This window comes from Microbacterium cremeum, from assembly GCF_015277855.1.
Taxonomy (GTDB): domain Bacteria; phylum Actinomycetota; class Actinomycetes; order Actinomycetales; family Microbacteriaceae; genus Microbacterium; species Microbacterium cremeum.
The window spans coordinates 422,850-440,780 of the sequence record NZ_CP063812.1; the positions used below are offsets into that span (position 1 = coordinate 422,850).

Annotated in this window: 14 protein-coding genes; 5 read left to right on the forward strand and 9 right to left on the reverse strand. The window is 71.8% G+C overall.

The annotated features are described in order from the left end of the window. Window positions 1-1,017: a LacI family DNA-binding transcriptional regulator gene (locus IM778_RS01860; RefSeq protein ID WP_194410416.1), complete on the forward strand. Its 1,017-nt coding sequence runs from the start codon at window positions 1-3 to the stop codon at window positions 1,015-1,017. 67 nt (window positions 1,018-1,084) lie between these two features. Next, the gene (locus IM778_RS01865) at window positions 1,085-2,602 is read left to right on the forward strand and encodes an apiosidase-like domain-containing protein (protein ID WP_194410417.1); all 1,518 of its coding nucleotides are present in this window, start codon (window positions 1,085-1,087) and stop codon (window positions 2,600-2,602) included. 692 nt (window positions 2,603-3,294) lie between these two features. On the opposite strand, the gene IM778_RS01870 is transcribed toward IM778_RS01865, so the two are convergent. The 8 genes from IM778_RS01870 to IM778_RS01905 all read right to left on the reverse strand — a co-directional run bounded on the left by IM778_RS01870 (window position 3,295) and on the right by IM778_RS01905 (window position 12,409). Then, the gene (locus tag IM778_RS01870) at window positions 3,295-5,043 is read right to left on the reverse strand and encodes a D-apionate lactonase family protein (RefSeq protein ID WP_194410419.1); all 1,749 of its coding nucleotides are present in this window, start codon (window positions 5,041-5,043) and stop codon (window positions 3,295-3,297) included. A gap of 423 nt (window positions 5,044-5,466) precedes the next feature. After that, entirely contained in the window at window positions 5,467-6,222 is a 756-nt protein-coding gene (locus tag IM778_RS01875; RefSeq protein WP_194410421.1) for an SDR family NAD(P)-dependent oxidoreductase, read from the reverse strand. Between the two features lies 1 nt (window position 6,223). Next, entirely contained in the window at window positions 6,224-7,108 is an 885-nt protein-coding gene (locus IM778_RS01880; RefSeq protein WP_194410423.1) for a phosphogluconate dehydrogenase C-terminal domain-containing protein, read from the reverse strand. Further along, complete coding sequence (locus tag IM778_RS01885; protein WP_194410425.1) at window positions 7,105-7,899, reverse strand: sugar phosphate isomerase/epimerase family protein; 795 nt, start codon at window positions 7,897-7,899, stop codon at window positions 7,105-7,107. The genes IM778_RS01880 and IM778_RS01885 overlap by 4 nt, the downstream gene beginning before the upstream one ends. Beyond that, the gene (locus tag IM778_RS01890) at window positions 7,896-8,789 is read right to left on the reverse strand and encodes a triose-phosphate isomerase (protein WP_194410427.1); all 894 of its coding nucleotides are present in this window, start codon (window positions 8,787-8,789) and stop codon (window positions 7,896-7,898) included. Before IM778_RS01890 ends, IM778_RS01885 begins: the two co-directional genes overlap by 4 nt. After that, a complete protein-coding gene (locus IM778_RS01895; RefSeq protein ID WP_194410428.1) occupies window positions 8,789-9,274 on the reverse strand; it encodes a ribose-5-phosphate isomerase in 486 nt (161 codons plus the stop codon). Before IM778_RS01895 ends, IM778_RS01890 begins: the two co-directional genes overlap by 1 nt. Next, window positions 9,261-11,021, reverse strand: coding sequence for a dihydroxyacetone kinase family protein (locus IM778_RS01900; protein WP_194410429.1), 1,761 nt, complete (start codon window positions 11,019-11,021; stop codon window positions 9,261-9,263). Before IM778_RS01900 ends, IM778_RS01895 begins: the two co-directional genes overlap by 14 nt. Then, window positions 11,018-12,409 (reverse strand): MFS transporter, encoded by a 1,392-nt coding sequence (locus IM778_RS01905; RefSeq protein WP_194410430.1) that lies wholly within the window; start codon window positions 12,407-12,409, stop codon window positions 11,018-11,020. The genes IM778_RS01900 and IM778_RS01905 overlap by 4 nt, the downstream gene beginning before the upstream one ends. A gap of 136 nt (window positions 12,410-12,545) precedes the next feature. Here IM778_RS01905 and IM778_RS01910 point away from each other — a divergent pair, with 136 nt between their 5' ends. The 3 genes from IM778_RS01910 to IM778_RS01920 all read left to right on the forward strand — a co-directional run bounded on the left by IM778_RS01910 (window position 12,546) and on the right by IM778_RS01920 (window position 16,376). After that, window positions 12,546-13,283, forward strand: coding sequence for a FadR/GntR family transcriptional regulator (locus IM778_RS01910; protein ID WP_194410431.1), 738 nt, complete (start codon window positions 12,546-12,548; stop codon window positions 13,281-13,283). Window positions 13,284-13,812: 529 nt separating this feature from the next. Next, window positions 13,813-14,889, forward strand: a complete 1,077-nt coding sequence (locus IM778_RS01915) for a nucleoside hydrolase (protein WP_194410432.1) — start codon at window positions 13,813-13,815, stop codon at window positions 14,887-14,889. Beyond that, complete coding sequence (locus IM778_RS01920; protein WP_194410433.1) at window positions 14,886-16,376, forward strand: DUF1593 domain-containing protein; 1,491 nt, start codon at window positions 14,886-14,888, stop codon at window positions 16,374-16,376. The genes IM778_RS01915 and IM778_RS01920 overlap by 4 nt, the downstream gene beginning before the upstream one ends. 24 nt (window positions 16,377-16,400) lie before the next feature. On the opposite strand, the gene IM778_RS01925 is transcribed toward IM778_RS01920, so the two are convergent. Further along, window positions 16,401-17,921, reverse strand: a complete 1,521-nt coding sequence (locus IM778_RS01925; RefSeq protein ID WP_194410434.1) for a glycoside hydrolase family 43 protein — start codon at window positions 17,919-17,921, stop codon at window positions 16,401-16,403. Between the last annotated feature and the right edge of the window lie 10 nt (window positions 17,922-17,931).

A 17,931-nucleotide genomic window follows, 5' to 3' on the forward strand; every position in this document is an offset into this window, starting at 1 on the left:
GTGGCGCGGCAGAGCGGTTCGAGCAGCCAGCGGCCGGGCATCCGCCAGGTCGCCGAGCGCGCGGGAGTCGCCGTCGGCACGGTGTCGGCGTATCTCAACCACCCCGACCGCGTCTCTGTCGCGCGGGCACGCCGCATCGCCGAGGCCATCGACGAGCTCGGGTTCGTGCCGAGCATCGCCGGACGACAGCTGCGCCTGGGCGTCAGCACCCTGATCGGCTACCTGTCGCCCGACGTCAGCAACCCGCACTTCAGCGAGATCGCCGAAGAGGTCGAGCGCCGCGCCGAGCGCCTCGGCATGACCGTGTTCTTCGCCCACTCGCACGGCGACCATGACCGCGAGAACGCGTACCTCGAGGCGTTCGAGCAGCGGCAGGTGCGTGGGCTGCTGGTCGCCTCGTTCGCGCCGATCGAAGACCGGCTCTCCGCGATGCGCGACCGTGGCACGCCCTCGGTGCTCGTCGGACGCCGCGCCCGCCGCGCCGAGCAGCCGTCGGTCTCGATCGACGACGTCTCGGGCGGCCGGCAGGCGGCCCGCCACCTCATCGAGAACGGATGCCGCAGCCTCGCGTTCGTCGGCGGTCCGCTGCCCGTGCAGCAGGTGGCCGACCGTCTCGCCGGCGCCCGGGAGGCGGCCCCGGCGCTCGAGGTGATCGAGGTCGAGGAGCGCTCGATCGCGGCCGGCCGCGCCGTCGGCGCCGAGCTCGCGCGACGTTCCGCCGGGGAGCGGCCCGACGGCGTCTTCGCGGCGAACGACGTGCTGGCCCTCGGCATCCTGCAGTCCCTCGTCGCCGGCGGCGTCTCGGTGCCGCGCGATATCGCCCTCGTCGGCTACGACGACAACGAGTTCGCCGATGCATCGCTGATCCCGCTCACGAGCGTCCGAGCGCGACACGAGGGCTTCGGAGCCGCCGCGGTCGACCTGCTCTTCGAGGCCATCGAGCACGGCTCGGCGAACGATCCGCAGCGCGTGTACGAGCCCGAGCTCGTCGTGCGCGAGAGCTCGCGGCGCGCCTGACGCTGCCGTTCGCCGGTTCTGCCCCCGCCATCCCACTCGCTGGACACGACATCGAAGGAGAAACCACGTGTCGCACCCGCAGCCGCACGCGCTGTACCGCCCGCTCGAGCTGACGTTCGAAGGCACCGACGCCCTTCCCGCCGACCGCGCGCCGCTCACGGTGCGCGTGCGGCACGGGGCATCCGCATCCGAACGCGTGGTGCCGGGGTTCTGGGACGGCGGCACGACCTATCGTGCGCGCTTCGCGCCCGACCTCGAGGGCCGCTGGACGTGGACCAGCGAGAGCGAGCACACCGCGCTCGACGGCGCGACCGGAGAGGTCGAGGTCGTGCGCGGAGCCGACCACGGACCGGTGCGCGTCGCGCACCGCTTCCACTTCGCGCACGCCGACGGCACGCCGTTCCGCCCCGTCGGCACGACCGCGTACAACTGGCTGCACCAGAACGAGCCGCTCTACTCGTCGACCGTCGACGCGATCGCCGAGGCGGGGTTCAACAAGTTCCGCTTCATGGTCTTTCCGCAGGGCGGCGGCTACATCGAGCACGTCCCCGACCTCCTGCCGTTCGAGCGCACGGGCGGGAGATGGGACGTCACGAAGCCCGTGCCGGCGTTCTTCCAGCGGCTCGACCGTGCGGTCGAGGTGCTCGGCGACCGCGGCATCCAGGCCGACGTGCTGATCTACAACGCCTACGACCGAGGGCAGTTCGGTCTGAACGAGCTCACCGAACAAGAGGACGCGATCTACCTGCGCTACCTCGTCGCGCGCCTGGCCGCGTACCCGCACGTGTGGTGGTCGCTGTGCAACGAGTTCGACCAGCTGGAGCGCCCGGCCGAGCGCTGGGACCGCACCGGCGCGCTGCTCGCCGAGATCGACCCCTACGACCACCTGCGGTCGATCCACAACTGGATCGAGCTGCACGACAACAACCAGCCCTGGATCACCCACGCGTCGATCCAGAACGGGTCGGCGACGACCGACTTCGGCCGCGCCAACCTCTACCGCGACGTCTACGGCAAGCCCGTCGTGCTCGACGAGATCAAGTACGAGGGCGACATCCCCGACCGCTGGGGACATCTCGACGCCGAGCAGCTCGTGCACCAGTTCTGGATCACGACCGTGGCCGGATGCTACGCCTCGCACGGCGAGAGCTTCGTCACCGAGTCGGGCAGCCTGCATATGGTCGAGGGCGGACCGCTGCGCGGCGATTCCCCCGCCCGGCTGGCGTTCCTGCGGCGCATCCTCGAGGACGTCGACGGCCCCGGCCTCGACCCCATCGACAAGTGGGACGACCCGGCCTATGCCGCCGGCATCCCCCGCCGTCTCTACGTGCAGTATCTCGGCCGCAGCGCTCCCGCGACGTGGGCGTTCCGGCTGCCCATCGGCGTGCCGGGCGAGCGGCCCGAGCCCGGCGACCGGTTCGAGGTCGAGGTGATCGACACGTGGAACATGACCGTGACTCCGGTCGGCCGCGTCTTCATGCTCGACGATGTGCAGCGCAACGACGCGTACGACCGCACGTCGGCGCCGGTCGACCTGCCCGAGGGCGAGGCGATCGCGCTGCGCATCACCCGCGTCGACGCCTGACTCGGGGCCGCGCAGACGCGGGCAGCGCCGCGGGGTGCGGGTGCGGGGGTGGTGGCGCCGGGGTGCGGGGGTGGCGACGCGCCGCGGGGTGCGGGGCAGGCGCCGCGGGGTGTGGGGCGCGGTGTGGGGTGCGGGGGTGGCGACGCGGGGTGCGGGGGTGGGGTGTTGCATCCGTCGCCCGAAAGGGCGCCGCGAGATCGGGTGACCGCGGGTGGCGCGGCGCTACGAATTTCGGATCCGGAAACCGGAGATGCTGACGTTTTCCGGAGTTGAGGGCGTCCCGGACTCCGGAAAGGCGACCGCGGTCCGGTTTCCGGATCCGGCGAACGGAGGGGCATCCGGTTTCCGGCCCGGAGAGGGAGGGAAGTCCGGTTGCCGGATCCGGCGAAGGAGAGGCGCGGGTTTTCGGATCCGGAAACCGGAGGTGCTGACGTTTTCCGGAGCTGAGGGCGTCCCGGACTCCGGAAAGGCGACCGCGGTCCGGTTTCCGGATCCGGCGAACGGAGGGGCATCCGGTTTCCGGATCCGGCGAAGGGGAGGCGCGGGTTTTCGGATCCGGAAACCGGAGGTGCTGACGTTTTCCGGAGCTGAGGGCGTCCCGGACTCCGGAAAGGCGACCGCGGTCCGGTTTCCGGATCCGGCGAACGGAGGGGCATCCGGTTTCCGGATCCAGTGAACGTGGGGGCGCCCGGTCAGAGGCGCAGGAACGAGCCGGGCGGCACGTCCGCGATGCGAGGCTCTGCGCCCGGCACCTCGATCTCGACTCGGCGCTCGCGGCGATCGAGGTTGGCGACCAGCACGGCGTCGCCGTCAGCTGTGCGCGCGCCGAGTGCCCACACGAGGCCGTCGGGCGAGTCACCGCGCAGGCCCGGCGCGCCCGAGAGCGCGGCGAGGGCCATGACGGCGTCGAGCACCGGCCGGGCTGAGCCGTCGGACGAGCGGATGCCACGTGCCCCCCACTCCTCGAAGTACGCGAGCGTCGCGACTCCAGGCACCGCGAAGGCCGCCGCGCTCGCCACCGTCCACGCCGCCAGCTCGGGAGCCGACTGGCGCGGGTCGACGGCGTCGAGGAGCGCCGGGCCGTAGCCGTTGCGCAGGTCGTCGTGCGCGGGCATCGGCGGCGGAGTCGTCGCCACGTCGTTGAAGTGCGGGCGCAGCGAGATCGGGCCGATGTGCACGGGCGGACCGCCCGCCAGCTCGACCGCCTGAGTCGCGACGAGCCGCTGCATCGGCAGGGACTCGACCAACTGCGCCGTGCTCAGACTGTGGAAGAGGGGCGTGCTGCTGAAGACCAGGCCGTCGAGCCGCCGCGGCAGGCGGTGGTGCTCGCGATTGAGCTCGGTGAAGTGCGAGCGGACGCCGCCGACGATCAGCGCGTCCACGCCTGCCTCGGTCAGGGCGTGGCGCAGCAGCCCGATCGCCTCGAGGTCCGACACGTGGCGCGCGGGCCCGGTCGGCCAGAACGCGGTGACCCGCGCGACCGGCAGGTCGCGCAGCGCGAAGACGGCGTCGTCGATGCCGGTGGGATCGTCGTCGGCGAGCACGAACCGCACGTCGAGGGGGAGAGCGGATGCCGCGGCCCGGCCGAGTGCGGCGCGCCAATTGCGCGTTGCGAGGTCGAGCTCCACCAGCACCGCGGCGGGCCAGGATCCGGTGCGTCGCGCGGCGTCGAACGTGGGGGGCGCGGGGTCGGGCGCCGTGGACGATGACACCGCGATCGCCGGCATCGCCGGTCCCTCCGCGAGGCGGATGCGGGTGACCGGATCGTCGGCTCGGGTAGCGGGAATGCCGGACACCGAGACGTCGATCGACTGGACGACCCGCTCACCCGGGGCCAGCGGGTAGGGGAAGAGGAGCGCGAGCGGACGGCTGTACGTCTTGTACGAGGCATCCGTCCAGTTGCGCTGGTCCTCCATCTCGAACACGTCGCCCGCGAAGCGCACCTCGACGTCGAGGCCGTCGTGCGACCACGACAGGCCGGCGATGTCGAACGCAGGCTGGTGCGGGCTGATGCGCGCGGGGAACCGCGAGTGCTCGACCGCGTCGCCGGAGTGGCGGATGTCGAGCTCCGTGTCCGCGAGCGCGGGCGGATGAAGCACGACCAGGCCCGTGCGATTCGTCTCGAAGGCGGTGACCGACTCGAGGTCGGTCACCAGCCGCAGGCGTCCCGGACCCCGCACCTCGGCCCGCACGATCCCACGCAGGTCGGATCCGAGCCCCTCGGAATGCGTATGAAGGGTCAGCGCCAGGTCGGACGAGTCGATCCGGTCGACGATGAGGCTCGCGGTGTCCCAGTTGCGGTCGCGGATGACGGCGCGGACCGACCGCAGCACGACGCGGCCGTCGTACGCGATGTCGGCGAATTCGTCGTCGCGGAGCTCGAGCGACCATCGGCCGCTGCGCCACTCCCGGACGCTGTCGTCCCACCATTGCTCGGTCATGTGTCCATCCTTGCTCGGGCATCCCCTTCGCCGCAGGCCCCGGCATCCGTCCCCGCGGCACCCCCCTTCGCCGCGCCCCTTCGCCGCGCCCCTTCGCCGTGCCCCTTCGCCGTGCCCCTTCGCCGAGGGTGCATCTGGTGGACGAGGGTGTGGGAACCACCCTTGCTCTCGTCCACCAGGTGCACTCTCGCGGGAGGGTGATCGCGTCGGGGCCCGGGGTCGGGGCCCAGGGCCGGAGGGGCCCCAGGGGCCGGGGCCCGGGGTCGGGGCCCAGGGCCGGAGGGGGCCCCAGGGGCCGGGATCGGAGGGCCGAGAGCCGGGCCCAGGGCCGAGGGCGGGGCCCGGAGGGTCGCGAGCCCGTGGCCGGGACCGAGGCCCGAGGACCGAGAGCCGGGCCCGGGGGCCGGGAGCGACCGGGAGGGGTCAGAGGGAGGTCATGCCGCCGTCGACGGAGAAAAGCGCGCCGGTCGCGAAGGCGCCGTCGTCGCTTGCGAGGTACACCATGATTCCTGCGACGTCGTCGGGCGTGCCGGCGCGGCCGAGTGGAATGCGGCCGATGATGGCGGCGCGCGACTCGGGGTCCTCGCTGATCGCTGCGACGAGCGGGGTCTCGGTGTAGGCGGGCTGCACGGTGTTCACGCGGATGCCGCGCGACGCATATGCCGCGGCGACGGTGCGGGTGAGGCCGTGGATGCCGGCCTTCGACGCGCTGTACGCGGTGAAGTCCTTGCCCTCGCCGTTCACGCCGGTGGGTGAACCCGTGAGGATGATCGACCCGCCGTCGCGGGGCAGCATCGAGCGCACCGCGTGCTTGACGGTCAGGAACGTCCCGGTGAGGTTGATGTCGATCGTCCGCCGCCACACGTCGAGGTCGAGGTCGGCTGCGGGCGCGTCCTGGCCGAACAGCTGCACGCCGGCGTTGGCCACGACGACGTCCGGCGCCCAGCCGGCAGCCTCGACCTCGGCGAAGGCAGCGGCGACGGCATCCTCGTCCGAGATGTCCATCGTCACCGCGCGAGCGTTCTCGCCGATCTCGGCCGCGGCCGCCACGGCCCCTTCGCCGTTGCGGTCGGCGAGGATCACGCGTGCGCCCTCACGGGCGAATCGCTGGGCGACCGCCAGCCCGATGCCCAGCGCCGCGCCCGTGATGAGCGCGGTCTTGCCTTCGAGTTGTGCCATTTCAGCGCTCGATCCTGTCGAGGTGCAGCATGCGGGCGAGGTTCTTGTCGAGCTCGTCGTCGCGGAAGATCTTCTTCCAGTCCTCCTTGATGATGCTCTCACGCCCGTAGTCCATGGCAATCAGGCAGGCGTCCGAGAACGGGTTGTCGCCGCGCAGTCCGTTGGCGAGCGCAACCTGCGTGTGGCCGTACAGGATGCTGCGGGCCGCCGCCTCGGGAACGCCCATGGTGTTCACGGCCTCCTGCAGCGCCTCGTTCAGCAGCGCGCCGATCATGCAGGCGACGGTCTCGACGAGGGTCGGCTCGAGCTGCGCGAGCTGCTTGATCGTCACCCAGTGCACGTCGATGACGGGCGCGTAGATGGCGCGGACGGTGGCCTCGACGATCGCCTGCTTGGCCGCGTCGTCGGACTCGATCGCGGCGATCGCGTCCTGCGGTGCGGCGATGCCGCCGAACGTGTCGGCCCACTCCTCGGGCGTCTGGCGCTGCAGGAAGATCGACGGGTGGCAGGGGTGCGCGACCGCCTGGATGACGTCCTCGCGCGTGGTCAGCAGGCCGGCGTACGCGGCGGCCGGGTCGAGCGTCAGCACGATCGCGCCCGGCTTCAGCTGCGGCACGAGCTCCGCGGTGACCGACGCGAGGGCGAGGTCGGGCACGGCCAGCACGACGATGTCGGCGTCGGCGACGGCGGTCGCGGCATCCGTCAGCTCCCGGCCCGCGTCGATCGTGCGCTCTCGGCCGGCGGGCGAGTTCTCGACGTACCAGACGGTGTGAGCGGTGCGCGCGAGGTTGTTCGACACGCGCATGCCCATCTTGCCGCCTGCGCCGATGACGGCGATCTTGTAGGTCTCCGAGTTCGTCGAAGGGATGGTGGTCGTCGTGCTCATGATGTGCTCCTCAAGTAGTCGACGGTGCGGCGGGTCCATTCCCGCTCGGTTCGGATGGTGGTCTCGGCGTCTCCCTGCCAGGAGAGCCAGTGCTCGACGACCTCGTTGATCCCGCGCTCGCGCGGGCGGACGGTCTCGAGCAGGTGCGGATAGTCGTGCAGGCCCTCGCCCATCGGCGCGCCGCCGTAGGTGAAGCCGACCCAGCCGGCCTGTCGGGCGAAGGCGAAGTCCTTGACGTGGATGTTCTTCACGTGGGCCGCGGTCGCCTCGACGCAGTCGCGAGGACGCTCGAGGCGCGCGACGACGTTCGCCGGGTCCAGGCACACGCCGAGACGGTCGCTGCCGATGCGCTCGATCAGGCCGACGAGGTCGTCGGTCGCGACCTGCTCGTACGTCTCGAGGGCGAGGTCGACTCCGGATGCCTCGAACGCCGGCAGTGCGGCCCGTAGCCATTCCTCGGCCTGGGCGAGAGACGGGCGCGTCTCGGGCGAGTACAGCATGCTGCGCACGAGCGGGGCGCGGAAGACGCCGGCCAGCTCGACGAAGCGCGCGAGCCGTGCGGGCTCGATGCCCTTGGTGCCGAGCTCGATCGTGAGGCCGAGGTCGCGTGCGGCGGCCGCGGCATCCGTCAGCTCGGCATCGCTCATCGACTCGAGCGGCGCGTAGTCGCAGATCTGGAACAGGTCGACGCCCAGCGCCTTCGTCGCCTCGAACGCGCCGACCAGCGACAGCGGGTCCGGCACCTCGTCGGAGTGCTGCCAGAAGAAGGCGTACGTGCCGAGGCCGATCACGGGAGGCCTCCGGCGCTGCGCTCGGTCGTGGAGCGCCCTTCGACGCGGTCGCCGGCGTTCCCTTGCGCAGGAACCGCGAAGCGAGCCGAAACGTGAACGGACGCCTCGGCACGGCGCTCCCCGGTCGACGACCGATGGGCGAGGGCGGATGCCTCGTCCAGCACGGCGACGAGGGCGTCGGGGTCGTGCGCGAAGCGGCCGAGGAACAGCCCGTCGACGGCGTCGCCGAGAGCGGTGAGCAGGCCCGGGCCGGCGGAGCCGCCGTAGATGACGACGCTCCCTGTGCGGGCGGGGTCGGTGGCGAGCCGCTGGGTGAGCGCCCGCGTGACGGCGAGGAGGTGCTCGGCGGGCGCGGGCTCAGAGGCGCCGATCGTCCACACCGGCTCGTACGCGGCGATGATTGCGCCTTCGGGGGCGCCGTGCAGATCGGCCTCGAGCTGCGCGACGGCCGCGGCCGCGGCATCCTGCGCGTCCATCCGTTCCGGCTCGCCGAGGCACAGCACCGGCGTGAGGCCGTGGGAGAGCGCGGCGGCGGCCTTGCGGGCGGTGACCTCGTCGGTCTCGCCGAACAGCCGGCGGCGTTCGGCGTGGCCGATCTCGGCGAGCGCGACGCCGATCTCGGCGAGTTCGGCCGCGGCGATCTCGCCGGTGTAGGCGCCGGGTGCGAACTCCGAGACGTCCTGCGCGCCGACGAGCACCGGCGTGCCGGCGAACGCGCTGAGCGCGGGCAGGATCTGCAGGTACGTGGGGATCACGAAGAGGCGGACGGCCCCCGAGGTCACGGCGGGGTGCGCGGCGGCGCGCTGCGCGACCTCGGCGAACCACGCGCGCGCCCGCTCATGCCCGAAGTACGTCTTCAGGCTCACCCCGACCGTGACCTGCGCGGACATCAGCAGGAGCCCGTGGTCTCGAACTCGTCGATCACGGCGACCTTGCCGGCGGATGCCGAGCTCGTGTCGAAGCGGTAGGTCAGCCACTCGCGCACCAGGCGCCGGGCGAGCTCGATGCCCACGACCCGCTGGCCCATGGTGAGCACCTGGGCGTTGTTCGACAGCACGCCGCGCTCGACCGAGAACGAGTCGTGCGCGGTGACGGCGCGGATGCCGGGCACCTTGTTCGCCGCGATCGCGACGCCCAGGCCCGTGCCGCAGATGAGCAGGGCACGGTCGGCGTCGCCCGCGGCGACGCGCTGGGCGGCCTCGATCGCGACCTTCGGGTACGGGGTGTGGCCATCGGCGTTCACGCCGACGTCGATGACCTCGACCACGCCGGGGTTGTTCTCGAGGTCCTTCTTGAGGATCTCCTTGTAGTCGAAGCCGGCGTCGTCGGCGCCGACCACGATCCGCAGCGGCTGGGCGTTCTCAGGCTGTGCCATTCGCGTGCTCCTTCGTCTGGGTGTCCGCGGCGAGGGTCTCGGCCACGGCGGTCACGATGAGCGCGAGCGAGATCGCGCCCGGGTCGGGCGTGCCCACGCTGTTCTGCCCGTGCGTGCGGGCACGGCCCATGCGGGGCAGCAGGTCGGCGGTCGCGTGAGCGGCGCGGGTCGCGGCATCCGCTGCCGTCTGCCACGCGTCGGTGAGACCGGCGCCGGCGTCGACGGCCTGGGTGAGGGTCGAGCTGAACGGCACCAGCGCGTCGACGAGCGTCTTGTCGCCGACCTTTGCCTTGCCGTAGTCCATGACGCCGCGGGAACCCGCGGCCACGCCGGCGGCGACGGCCGCCGCATCGGGGCAACCCTCGTCGCCGAGCTTCGACGCGACCGCGTTCAGGATGACGCCCCACAGGGCTCCCGACGTGCCGCCGGCCCTGTCGCTCCACGCGTCGGCCGCGTACGCGAGCGTGGTCCGTGCGCCCGCGCCGGCGTCGACGGCGGCGGTCGCGGCGTGAAGGGCGGCGTGCGAGCCGCGCTGCATGCCGATGCCGTGGTCGCCGTCGCCGGCGATCGCGTCGATCCGGCCCAGCTCGTCGACGTGCGTGTCGACGGTCTCGGCGATCGTGCGCACCGCGGCGAGCACGGTCCGCGCGGCGGCGCGGGAGGCCTCGTCGCCGGGCTCGATGGCGGCGACCGCCTCGTCGGCGGCGGCCGCGGCATCCGTCGTGCGCTGCTGGGGCGCGACCGAGCCGCGACGATAGGCGGGCGTGTCGACCGGGGTGTCCCACAGGGTGGCCAGCTCGTCGTCGAGCCAGAACAGCGTGAGCGACGTGCCGGCCATGTCGAAGCTCGTGCAGTACTCGCCCACGTGCGGGTCGACGATCTCGACACCCGCATCAGTGAGGAGCTCGGCGATACGCCGGTAGACGACGAACATCTCCTCGTACTTCAGCGAGCCCAGCCCGTTGAGGATCGGGACGACGCGGGCCCCCCGGACCGCGTCGACCCCCTCGGGCACCTCGGCGAGCAGCTTCTCCACCAGCAGCTCGGCCAGCTCGTCGGCCGTCGGGATGCCGGTCTCGTCGACACCCGGCTCGCCGTGGATGCCGAGACCGATCGCCATGCGCCCCTCGGGCACCGTGAACAGCGGCCGCTCCGCGCCGGGCAGCGTGCAGCCGCTGAACGCGACCCCGAACGACCGCGTACGGTCGTTCGCCAACCGCGCCACCCGCGCGACCTCGGCCAGGTCGTACTCCGCCTCGGCGGCGGCGGCGGCGGTGCGGAACACCGCGAGGTCGCCCGCGATGCCGCGGCGCTTGTGCCGCTCACCGGCGGCCGCCGACATCACGTCATCGGTCACCGTGACGGTCTCGCACGCCACACCCTCGGCGCGAAGCCGCTCCTGCGCGGCATCGAAGTTGAGCACGTCGCCTGCGTAGTTGCCGTAGGTGAGGAACACGCCGCCGCCGTTGTCGGCGGCCTTCGCGACCGCGTACACCTGCTGCGCCGACGGCGACGCGAACAGGTTGCCCATCGCGGCGCCGTGCGCGAGGCCCGGCCCCACGAGTCCCGCGAACGCCGGATAGTGGCCCGAGCCGCCGCCCACGACGACCGCGACCTGACCGGCCGGGGAGGTCGTGCTGCGCACCACCCCACCGGTCACGCGCCGCACAGAGCGCCCGTTCGCCGCGACGAAGCCAGCGATCATCTCGTCGGCGAAGTCGGCGGGGTCGTTCCACAGTCGGGTCATCGCACGTCCTTCACGGCGACAGCGACCTGCGACGGCGGCGTGACCTCTGCCACGTCCACCGGGCTGATGCGGCTGCTGCGAGCCAGCAGCACCATCAGCACGGCCGAGAGCAGCATGAAGAACCCCACGATGAACATCGGGATCTCGTACCCGCCGGTCCAGTCGTGCACCGCGCCCGTCACGTACGGGGCCGAGAAGCCGGCGAGGTTGCCGATCGTGTTGATGAGCGCGACGCCCGCGGCTGCGGCGGCGCCGGTGAGGAAGCGCGTCGGCAACGTCCAGAAGTTCGGCAGCGCCGCGAAGATCGCGCACGCCGTGACCGTGATGACGGCGATCGTGGCGGCCGGCGAGCCGGCGAACAGCGCGAGCGGGATGCTGACGGCACCGGCGATGGCGGGAACGGCGATGTGCCACGTCTTGAGGCCTCGCTTCGAGGCATCCCGCGACCAGAAGTACATGACGATCGCGGCCGGGAGGTACGGGATCGCGGTGATCAGGCCCTTCTGAAGGGTGTCGAAGGTCTGGCCGGTCTGCTCCTGGAAGCCCTCGATGATCGTGGGGAGGAAGAACGCCAGGGCGTAGAGGCCGTAGATGAAGCCGAAGTAGATGAAGGAGAGCACCCACACGCGGCCGCTCTGGAACGCGAAGCGGGCCGAGACGTGGCCGTGCTCCTGCTGCTGCGTAGCCGCCTTCTCACGGTCGAGCGCATCGGTCAGCCACACCTGCTCGTCGCGGGTGAGCCACTTCGCGTCGGCGGGCTTGTCCTTGAGGTAGAACCACGCGATGACGCCGACCACGATCGCGGGGATCGCGACGCCGAAGAACATGAAGCGCCAGCCCTCGAGCCCGAAGAACACCTCGTGCTGCTGGATCAGCCACCCCGCCAGCGGGGCGCCGACGACGGTGGTGAGCGGCTGCGCCAGGTAGAAGAGCATCAGCACGCGGCCGCGGTACTGCGCGGGCACCCACAGGCTGAGGAAGAGGATCGCGCCGGGGAAGAAGCCGGCCTCCGCGACGCCGAGCAGGAAGCGCAGGATCACGAGCTGCTCGAAGTTCTGCACCCACGTGAACAGCAGCGCGACGATGCCCCAGCTCACCATGATGCGCGAGAGCCAGCGCCGGGCGCCGAACTTGTGCAGCGCCAGGTTCGACGGCACCTCGAGCAGGATGTAGCCGATGAAGAAGACGCCCGACGCGAAGCCGAACTGAGCCGCGCTGAGCGCCAGGTCGTCGTTCATGCCGTTGGGGGCGGCGAATCCGATCGCGGTGCGGTCCAGGTAGTTGATGAAGAACATCAGTGCCACGAACGGCACCAGCCGGATCGAGACCTTCCGGATCGCCGACCGGGCGACCGAGGGCCCTTCGGCGGTGCTCTGCTTACTGTCCACGCTGACTCCTGCTCGTCGACGGCGATCGAGATGTACGGGGTTACCGCCGACCATTGTGACAAACCGGTTGACCAATTGCAAGAACCGGTTGACCGATTGCCACTGTTCTTCGAGGCGGCTGTCGTATGTTGTTCCCGTGCCCGCCTTTCCGGATGACCGCTCCGCCGAGATCACTGCCGCGCTCGGCGCGCTTCCGGCGGGCACCCCGGTGTCGGAAGTCGCCCGGCGGCTCATGGACCTCTTCACGGGCGGCTCGCTCGACGCCGGCACCCGCCTGCCTCCCGAACGCCAGCTCGCCGCCACACTGGGTGTCGGCCGCTCCGCCGTGCGCGAGGCGCTCGCCGCGCTCGAGATCCTCGGCATCGTCGACGTACGGCCGGGCTCGGGGACCTACCTCCGCGGCACCGCGAGCGACCTGCTGCCGCAGACGCTGCGGTGGGGCCTGCTCATCGGCAAGAAGAACACCGAGGAGCTGCTCGAGCTGCGCTCGGGCCTGGAGATCTACGTCGCCCGACTCGCCGCCGGCCGGGCGACCGACGGTGACATCGCTGAGCTGGCGGCCTCGCTGCGCCGGATGTCGGCATCCGTCGCCGATCTGAAGGCGTTCGCCCACGCCGACGCCGAATTCCACAACGCGCTCGCGGCGGCCGCCGGCAACGACACCCTCGTCGACATGCTGCACGTGGTGCGGTCGCTGCTGCAGGTGTACGCAGACCGGGCGGTCCACGACGAGGCAGCCGCCCGCCTGGCGATCGACGAGCACGAGACGGTGTTCCGTGCCGTGGAGAGCCGGGACGCGGATGCCGCGGCCTCCGCCATGGCCGTCCACATGGCGACCGCGTCGGCCCGGCTCTCCTCAGAGTCGGCCGCGTGACCGCTGGGCGCTGACGCCCTCTCGCCGGCGGTTTCGGCACGGCGGTCGCTGACCGTGCTCCGGTGCGAGTTGTGCTCGGGGTGGCTCTGTGCGCTGTGCTCTGTGCTCTGTGCTCTGTGCTTGGGGTGCTCGCGGCGCACCGGTTGAGGTTGAGAAACCACACGTAGGTTGAGAAGCCACCCCAGCGGTGGTGTCTCAACCTCTGCGTGGTTTCTCAACCTCCACACTCTCCGCTCACCGTCGGTGGCGACGGATGCCGCGTCCCGCGCCGGGTGCAACTCGGGGTGCTTGCGGCGCATCGGTTGAGGTTGAGAAACCACACGTAGGTTGAGAAGCCACCCCAGCGGTGGTGTCTCAACCTCTGCGTGGTTTCTCAACCTCCACACCCTCCGCTCAACGTCGGGGGCGACGGATGCCGCGTCCGGCGCCGGGTGCAACTCAGGGCGAGAGGCGAGAAGAGTGACGGGGCGAAATTGGTCAACCGGTGGTACAGTTTCGCGAAGATGGCGCTTGCAACGGAGGAGCCGCGATGACGAGGGTGCCGACACCGGCCGAAACCGAGGCCGTGCGCGCGGCCCGCACCTGGAAGCTGGGCGAGACGCCGTGGCAGGTCATCCCGCCGATCGGCGCCCCGCGGGCGCGCGTCATCGTCGACAACGACTTCTCGGGCGATCCCGACGACCTCTACCAGCTCGTCCATCACGTGCTGTCGCCGAGCGTGGACGTGCGGCTGGTGGTCGCCTCGCACCTCAGGCCGGGGGATCCGTTCGATCCCGGCGAGCAGCAGGCCGCCAACGCCGCCGCGGTCGCGCGCGACGTCTTCGCCCGCATGGGCCTGGAGTCGGCCGACGCGATCGTGGAGGGGGCGAACGAGCCGCTGAGCGACCGCGCCACCCCCCGACCTGCGCCGGCCGTCGACGCGATCATCGCCGAGGCGCTTCGCGACGACGTCGCCACCCCGCTCTTCTACGTCGCCGGCGGCGGACTCACCGACCTCGCGTCGGCGTGGCTTCGAGAGCCGCGGATCGCCGAGCGCCTCACGCTGGTCTGGATCGGCGGCGGCGAACACGAGGGTCTGGCGGTGCCGCCGCCCGGTGCGATGCCGATCGAGTACAACCTCCTCATCGACGTGGCCGCCGCGCAGGTCGTCTTCGCCGATTCGGCGATCCCGGTCTGGCAGGTGCCGCGCGACGTCTACCGGCAGTGCCTCGTGTCGGACGCCGAGCTGCGCCTGCGCGTCGCCACGGCCGGCCCGCTCGGCCGCTACCTCTACGACGAGGTCGCCGAGGTCATGCGCGCGGTCTCGTCGTACCTCGGCGGCGCCGCCGAGACCTACGCGCTCGGGGACTCCCCGCTCGTCCTGCTGACGGCACTGCAGTCGGTCTTCGAGCCCGACCCGGCGTCGAGCCGGTACGTGGCGCGGCCCACGCCCGCGATCGGCGACGACGGCGGGTACGTCGACGTCGCCGGCGCGCGACCGATGCGCGTGTACACGTGGGTCGACACGCGTCTGATGTTCGAGGACCTGTACCTCAAGCTCGCCGAGTTCGGCCGGTGGCAGACGGCGACGGATGCCGCGACCGCCGCATGGGAGGTGACCCGATGACCGCGCACGAGCGCGCCGCGTCGACGAGCCCGCGCCCCCGGACGATCGTGACCGCCGACCCTGAGCTCGATGACCTGAACTCGATGATCCGCTTCCTGCTGTACAGCAACGAGGTCGAGGTCGCCGGGCTCGTCTATGCGTCCAGCCGGTTCCACTGGCGGGGGGACGGCCGGGGAACGACCTTCTTCCTTCCCGATCGCGAGTACGTCGAGCCACAGACGTCGTGGCGGTGGGCGCCCGGCGAGCGCTTCATCGACGATGTCCTCGACGCGTACGGCGACGTGTACGGAACGCTGCGACAGCATGATCCGCGCTACCCCGCGCCGGAAGCCCTCCGGGCGGTCGTCCGCGAGGGCAACGTCGACTTCGAAGGCGACATGTCGTCAGAGACCCCGGGGTCGCAGCTCATCGCCGACGTGCTGCTCGACGACCGTCCCGGCCCGGTGTTCATCCAGCTGTGGGCCGGGCCGAGCACCGTCGCCCGGGCGCTCAGGTCGGTCGAGGAGCGGTTCCACGGCACCCCTGAGTGGGAGAGCGTCCACGCGGCGGTGTCGGCCAAGGCGGTCATCACGAAGTTCGCCTCGCAGGACGGCACGTACGACGACTACATCGCGCACGTCTGGCCCGGCATCCGCGTGATCGAGGTCGCGACGCTGGCGTGGGGCTACCTGGCCCGCAAGACCGTCCGCCCCGACGACCAGCGGCTGCTGAGCGCCGAGTGGCTGCGCGAGAACGTCACGAGCGTCGGTGCGCTCGGGGCCCTGTACCGCGTGTGGGGTGACGGGCGGCAGATGGTGCCGGGCGACCCGACCGACTACTTCCACCTCTCGGGCCTGTCGGCCGACGAGCTGCGGGCACAGGGATACCAGGTGTGGATGGAGCCGCAGCCCGCGGGCGAGTGGATCTCCGAGGGCGACACCACGAACATGCTGAACCTCCTGGTTCCGGGGCTGCGCGCACACGAGCATCCCTCGTACGGCGGATGGGGCGGGCGGTACGAGCCGACCCCCGACGGGGCCGACACGTGGGGACTCGTCGACGCCGCTTTCCGGCCCGGCGGCGCCGAGTGGACGGACGGCGGCCCCACCGCCGACGAGGGCTCCGTGGTGCGCTGGTTCGCCGATGTCCAAGCGGACTTCGCCGCGCGCCTGCAATGGACGGTGTCGTCCTACGCCGAGGCCAACCACCACCCCCGGCTGACGGTCGACGGCGGCATCGACCGCGACGTCGTCCCCGGCGAGCAGGTCGTGCTCGCGGCATCCGTCACCGATCCCGACGGCGACGCCGTCACCGTGCGCTGGTGGATATACGACGACGCCGGCACGTACGTCGGCGAGGTGCCGGTGGAGGCGCGGGGGACGGATGCCGTGGTGTCGGTGCCCGCGGACGCTCCAGCCGGCGCGACCATCCACATCATCGCCGAGGCCGTCGACGACGCCCCCGCGCCGTTGAAGAGCTACCAGCGGGTGATCCTCACCGTCCGCTGAGACGTGTGCGCGCGCGCCGCGCGGTCACTCGTCGTCGCCCTCGGCCACCCAGCTCGACACGGCCACCTCGCCCTCGACCGCGTAGACGCCGATCACGCGGCCGGTGAACGACTCCGTCACCTCCGACGACAGGAAGCGCCCGTCCACGACCGCGAGCTCGGTGCGCACGCCGTCGATCGTCGCGGCGAGGTGGAACTCGTCGCTCGTGGTCGCGAGGCCGCCGCTGGGCGCGGGCTTGCGCGACTCCACGTGCAGGTCGAGCTCCGACCCCGCGAACGGCGTCCGCCACTCCTGCACGAGGCCGCCGATCGCCGCGCGGGCGACGACCTCGCCCTGGCGCGCCTCGAGCTGCACGGAGAACCGCTCGTCGTAGCGGACCGCGACGCCGCCGGCTCCGCGCGAGACGTCCATCCGCACGGTGACCGCGCTGTTCAGGTGCTCCTGCCGCCGTCCGATGAAGACGGGCCGGAGGTCGTCGAGGCGCGAGCCGTCGGCGTGCAGGACGAGGCATCCGGGCCGGGAGCCGAGATCGGCGTGGGCGGAGGGCAGCGCCCGCACCGCGATCCACTCGCCGTCGAGGCCGGAGTCCGGCGAGAACGTCACCTCGGTGCGCGTGCCGGGACGCGGATTGAGCAGCACAGGGTCGATCGCCGGCCAGCCGTCGTGCCACGTGACCGGGGTGACGAACGTCTCACGGCCGAGCGCCGAGAACGCGCGCGTGCCGCTGCGCGGGCGCACACCGAGCAGCACGCACAGCCACTGACCGCCGGGACCGACGACGAGGTCGCCGTGCCCGGTGTTCTGGACCGGGCGTGGCGTCGAGCGGGCCGAGACGAGCGGGTTGCCGGGCGCTCCGGCGAACGGCCCCTCGGGGGATGCCGCGCGCGCGATCGAGATGCTGTGCCCGCGCTCGGTGCCGCCCTCGGCGATCATCAGGTACCACCAGCCTTCGACCTCGTAGAGATGCGGCGCCTCGGGGAACATCAGCCCGGTGCCCGACCACAGTGCGCGGGGCTCTTCGAGGGCCCGGTGCTCGCCGAGGTCGACCTTCACCTGCTGGATGCCGAGGTGAGCCGGCTGGTTCGGGTCGAGCGCACCGCTCAGCTGCAGCCCCGAGAAGGTCACGTAGCACGTGCCCTCGGCGTCCCAGGCGATGTCGGGGTCGATGCCCTCGAGCGTCCCCGAGCCGTCCGCCGTGCGCAGCAGGTCGCCGTCGCTCCACGGACCCGCGGCATCCGTCGCCGTGAAGTGCAGCATCCCCCGCCCCATCGCGTCGGTGACGACCAGATGGAACACGCCGTCATGATGGCGGATCGTCGGCGCCCAGGCGCCGCCGCCGGTGGGCACGTCCTCGACCGCCAGCTGCCCGGGCCGCGTCGCGACGTGGCCGATGAGCTCCCACGTCTCGAAGTCGGTCGACCGGTGGATCGGGATGCCGGGCAGGTACTCGAACGTCGAGGTCGCGAGGTAGTACACGCCGTCCACCGCGACGATGCTGGGGTCGGGGTGGAAGCCGCCGACGAGCGGGTTGTACAGGGTCGTCACGAGTCTCCTT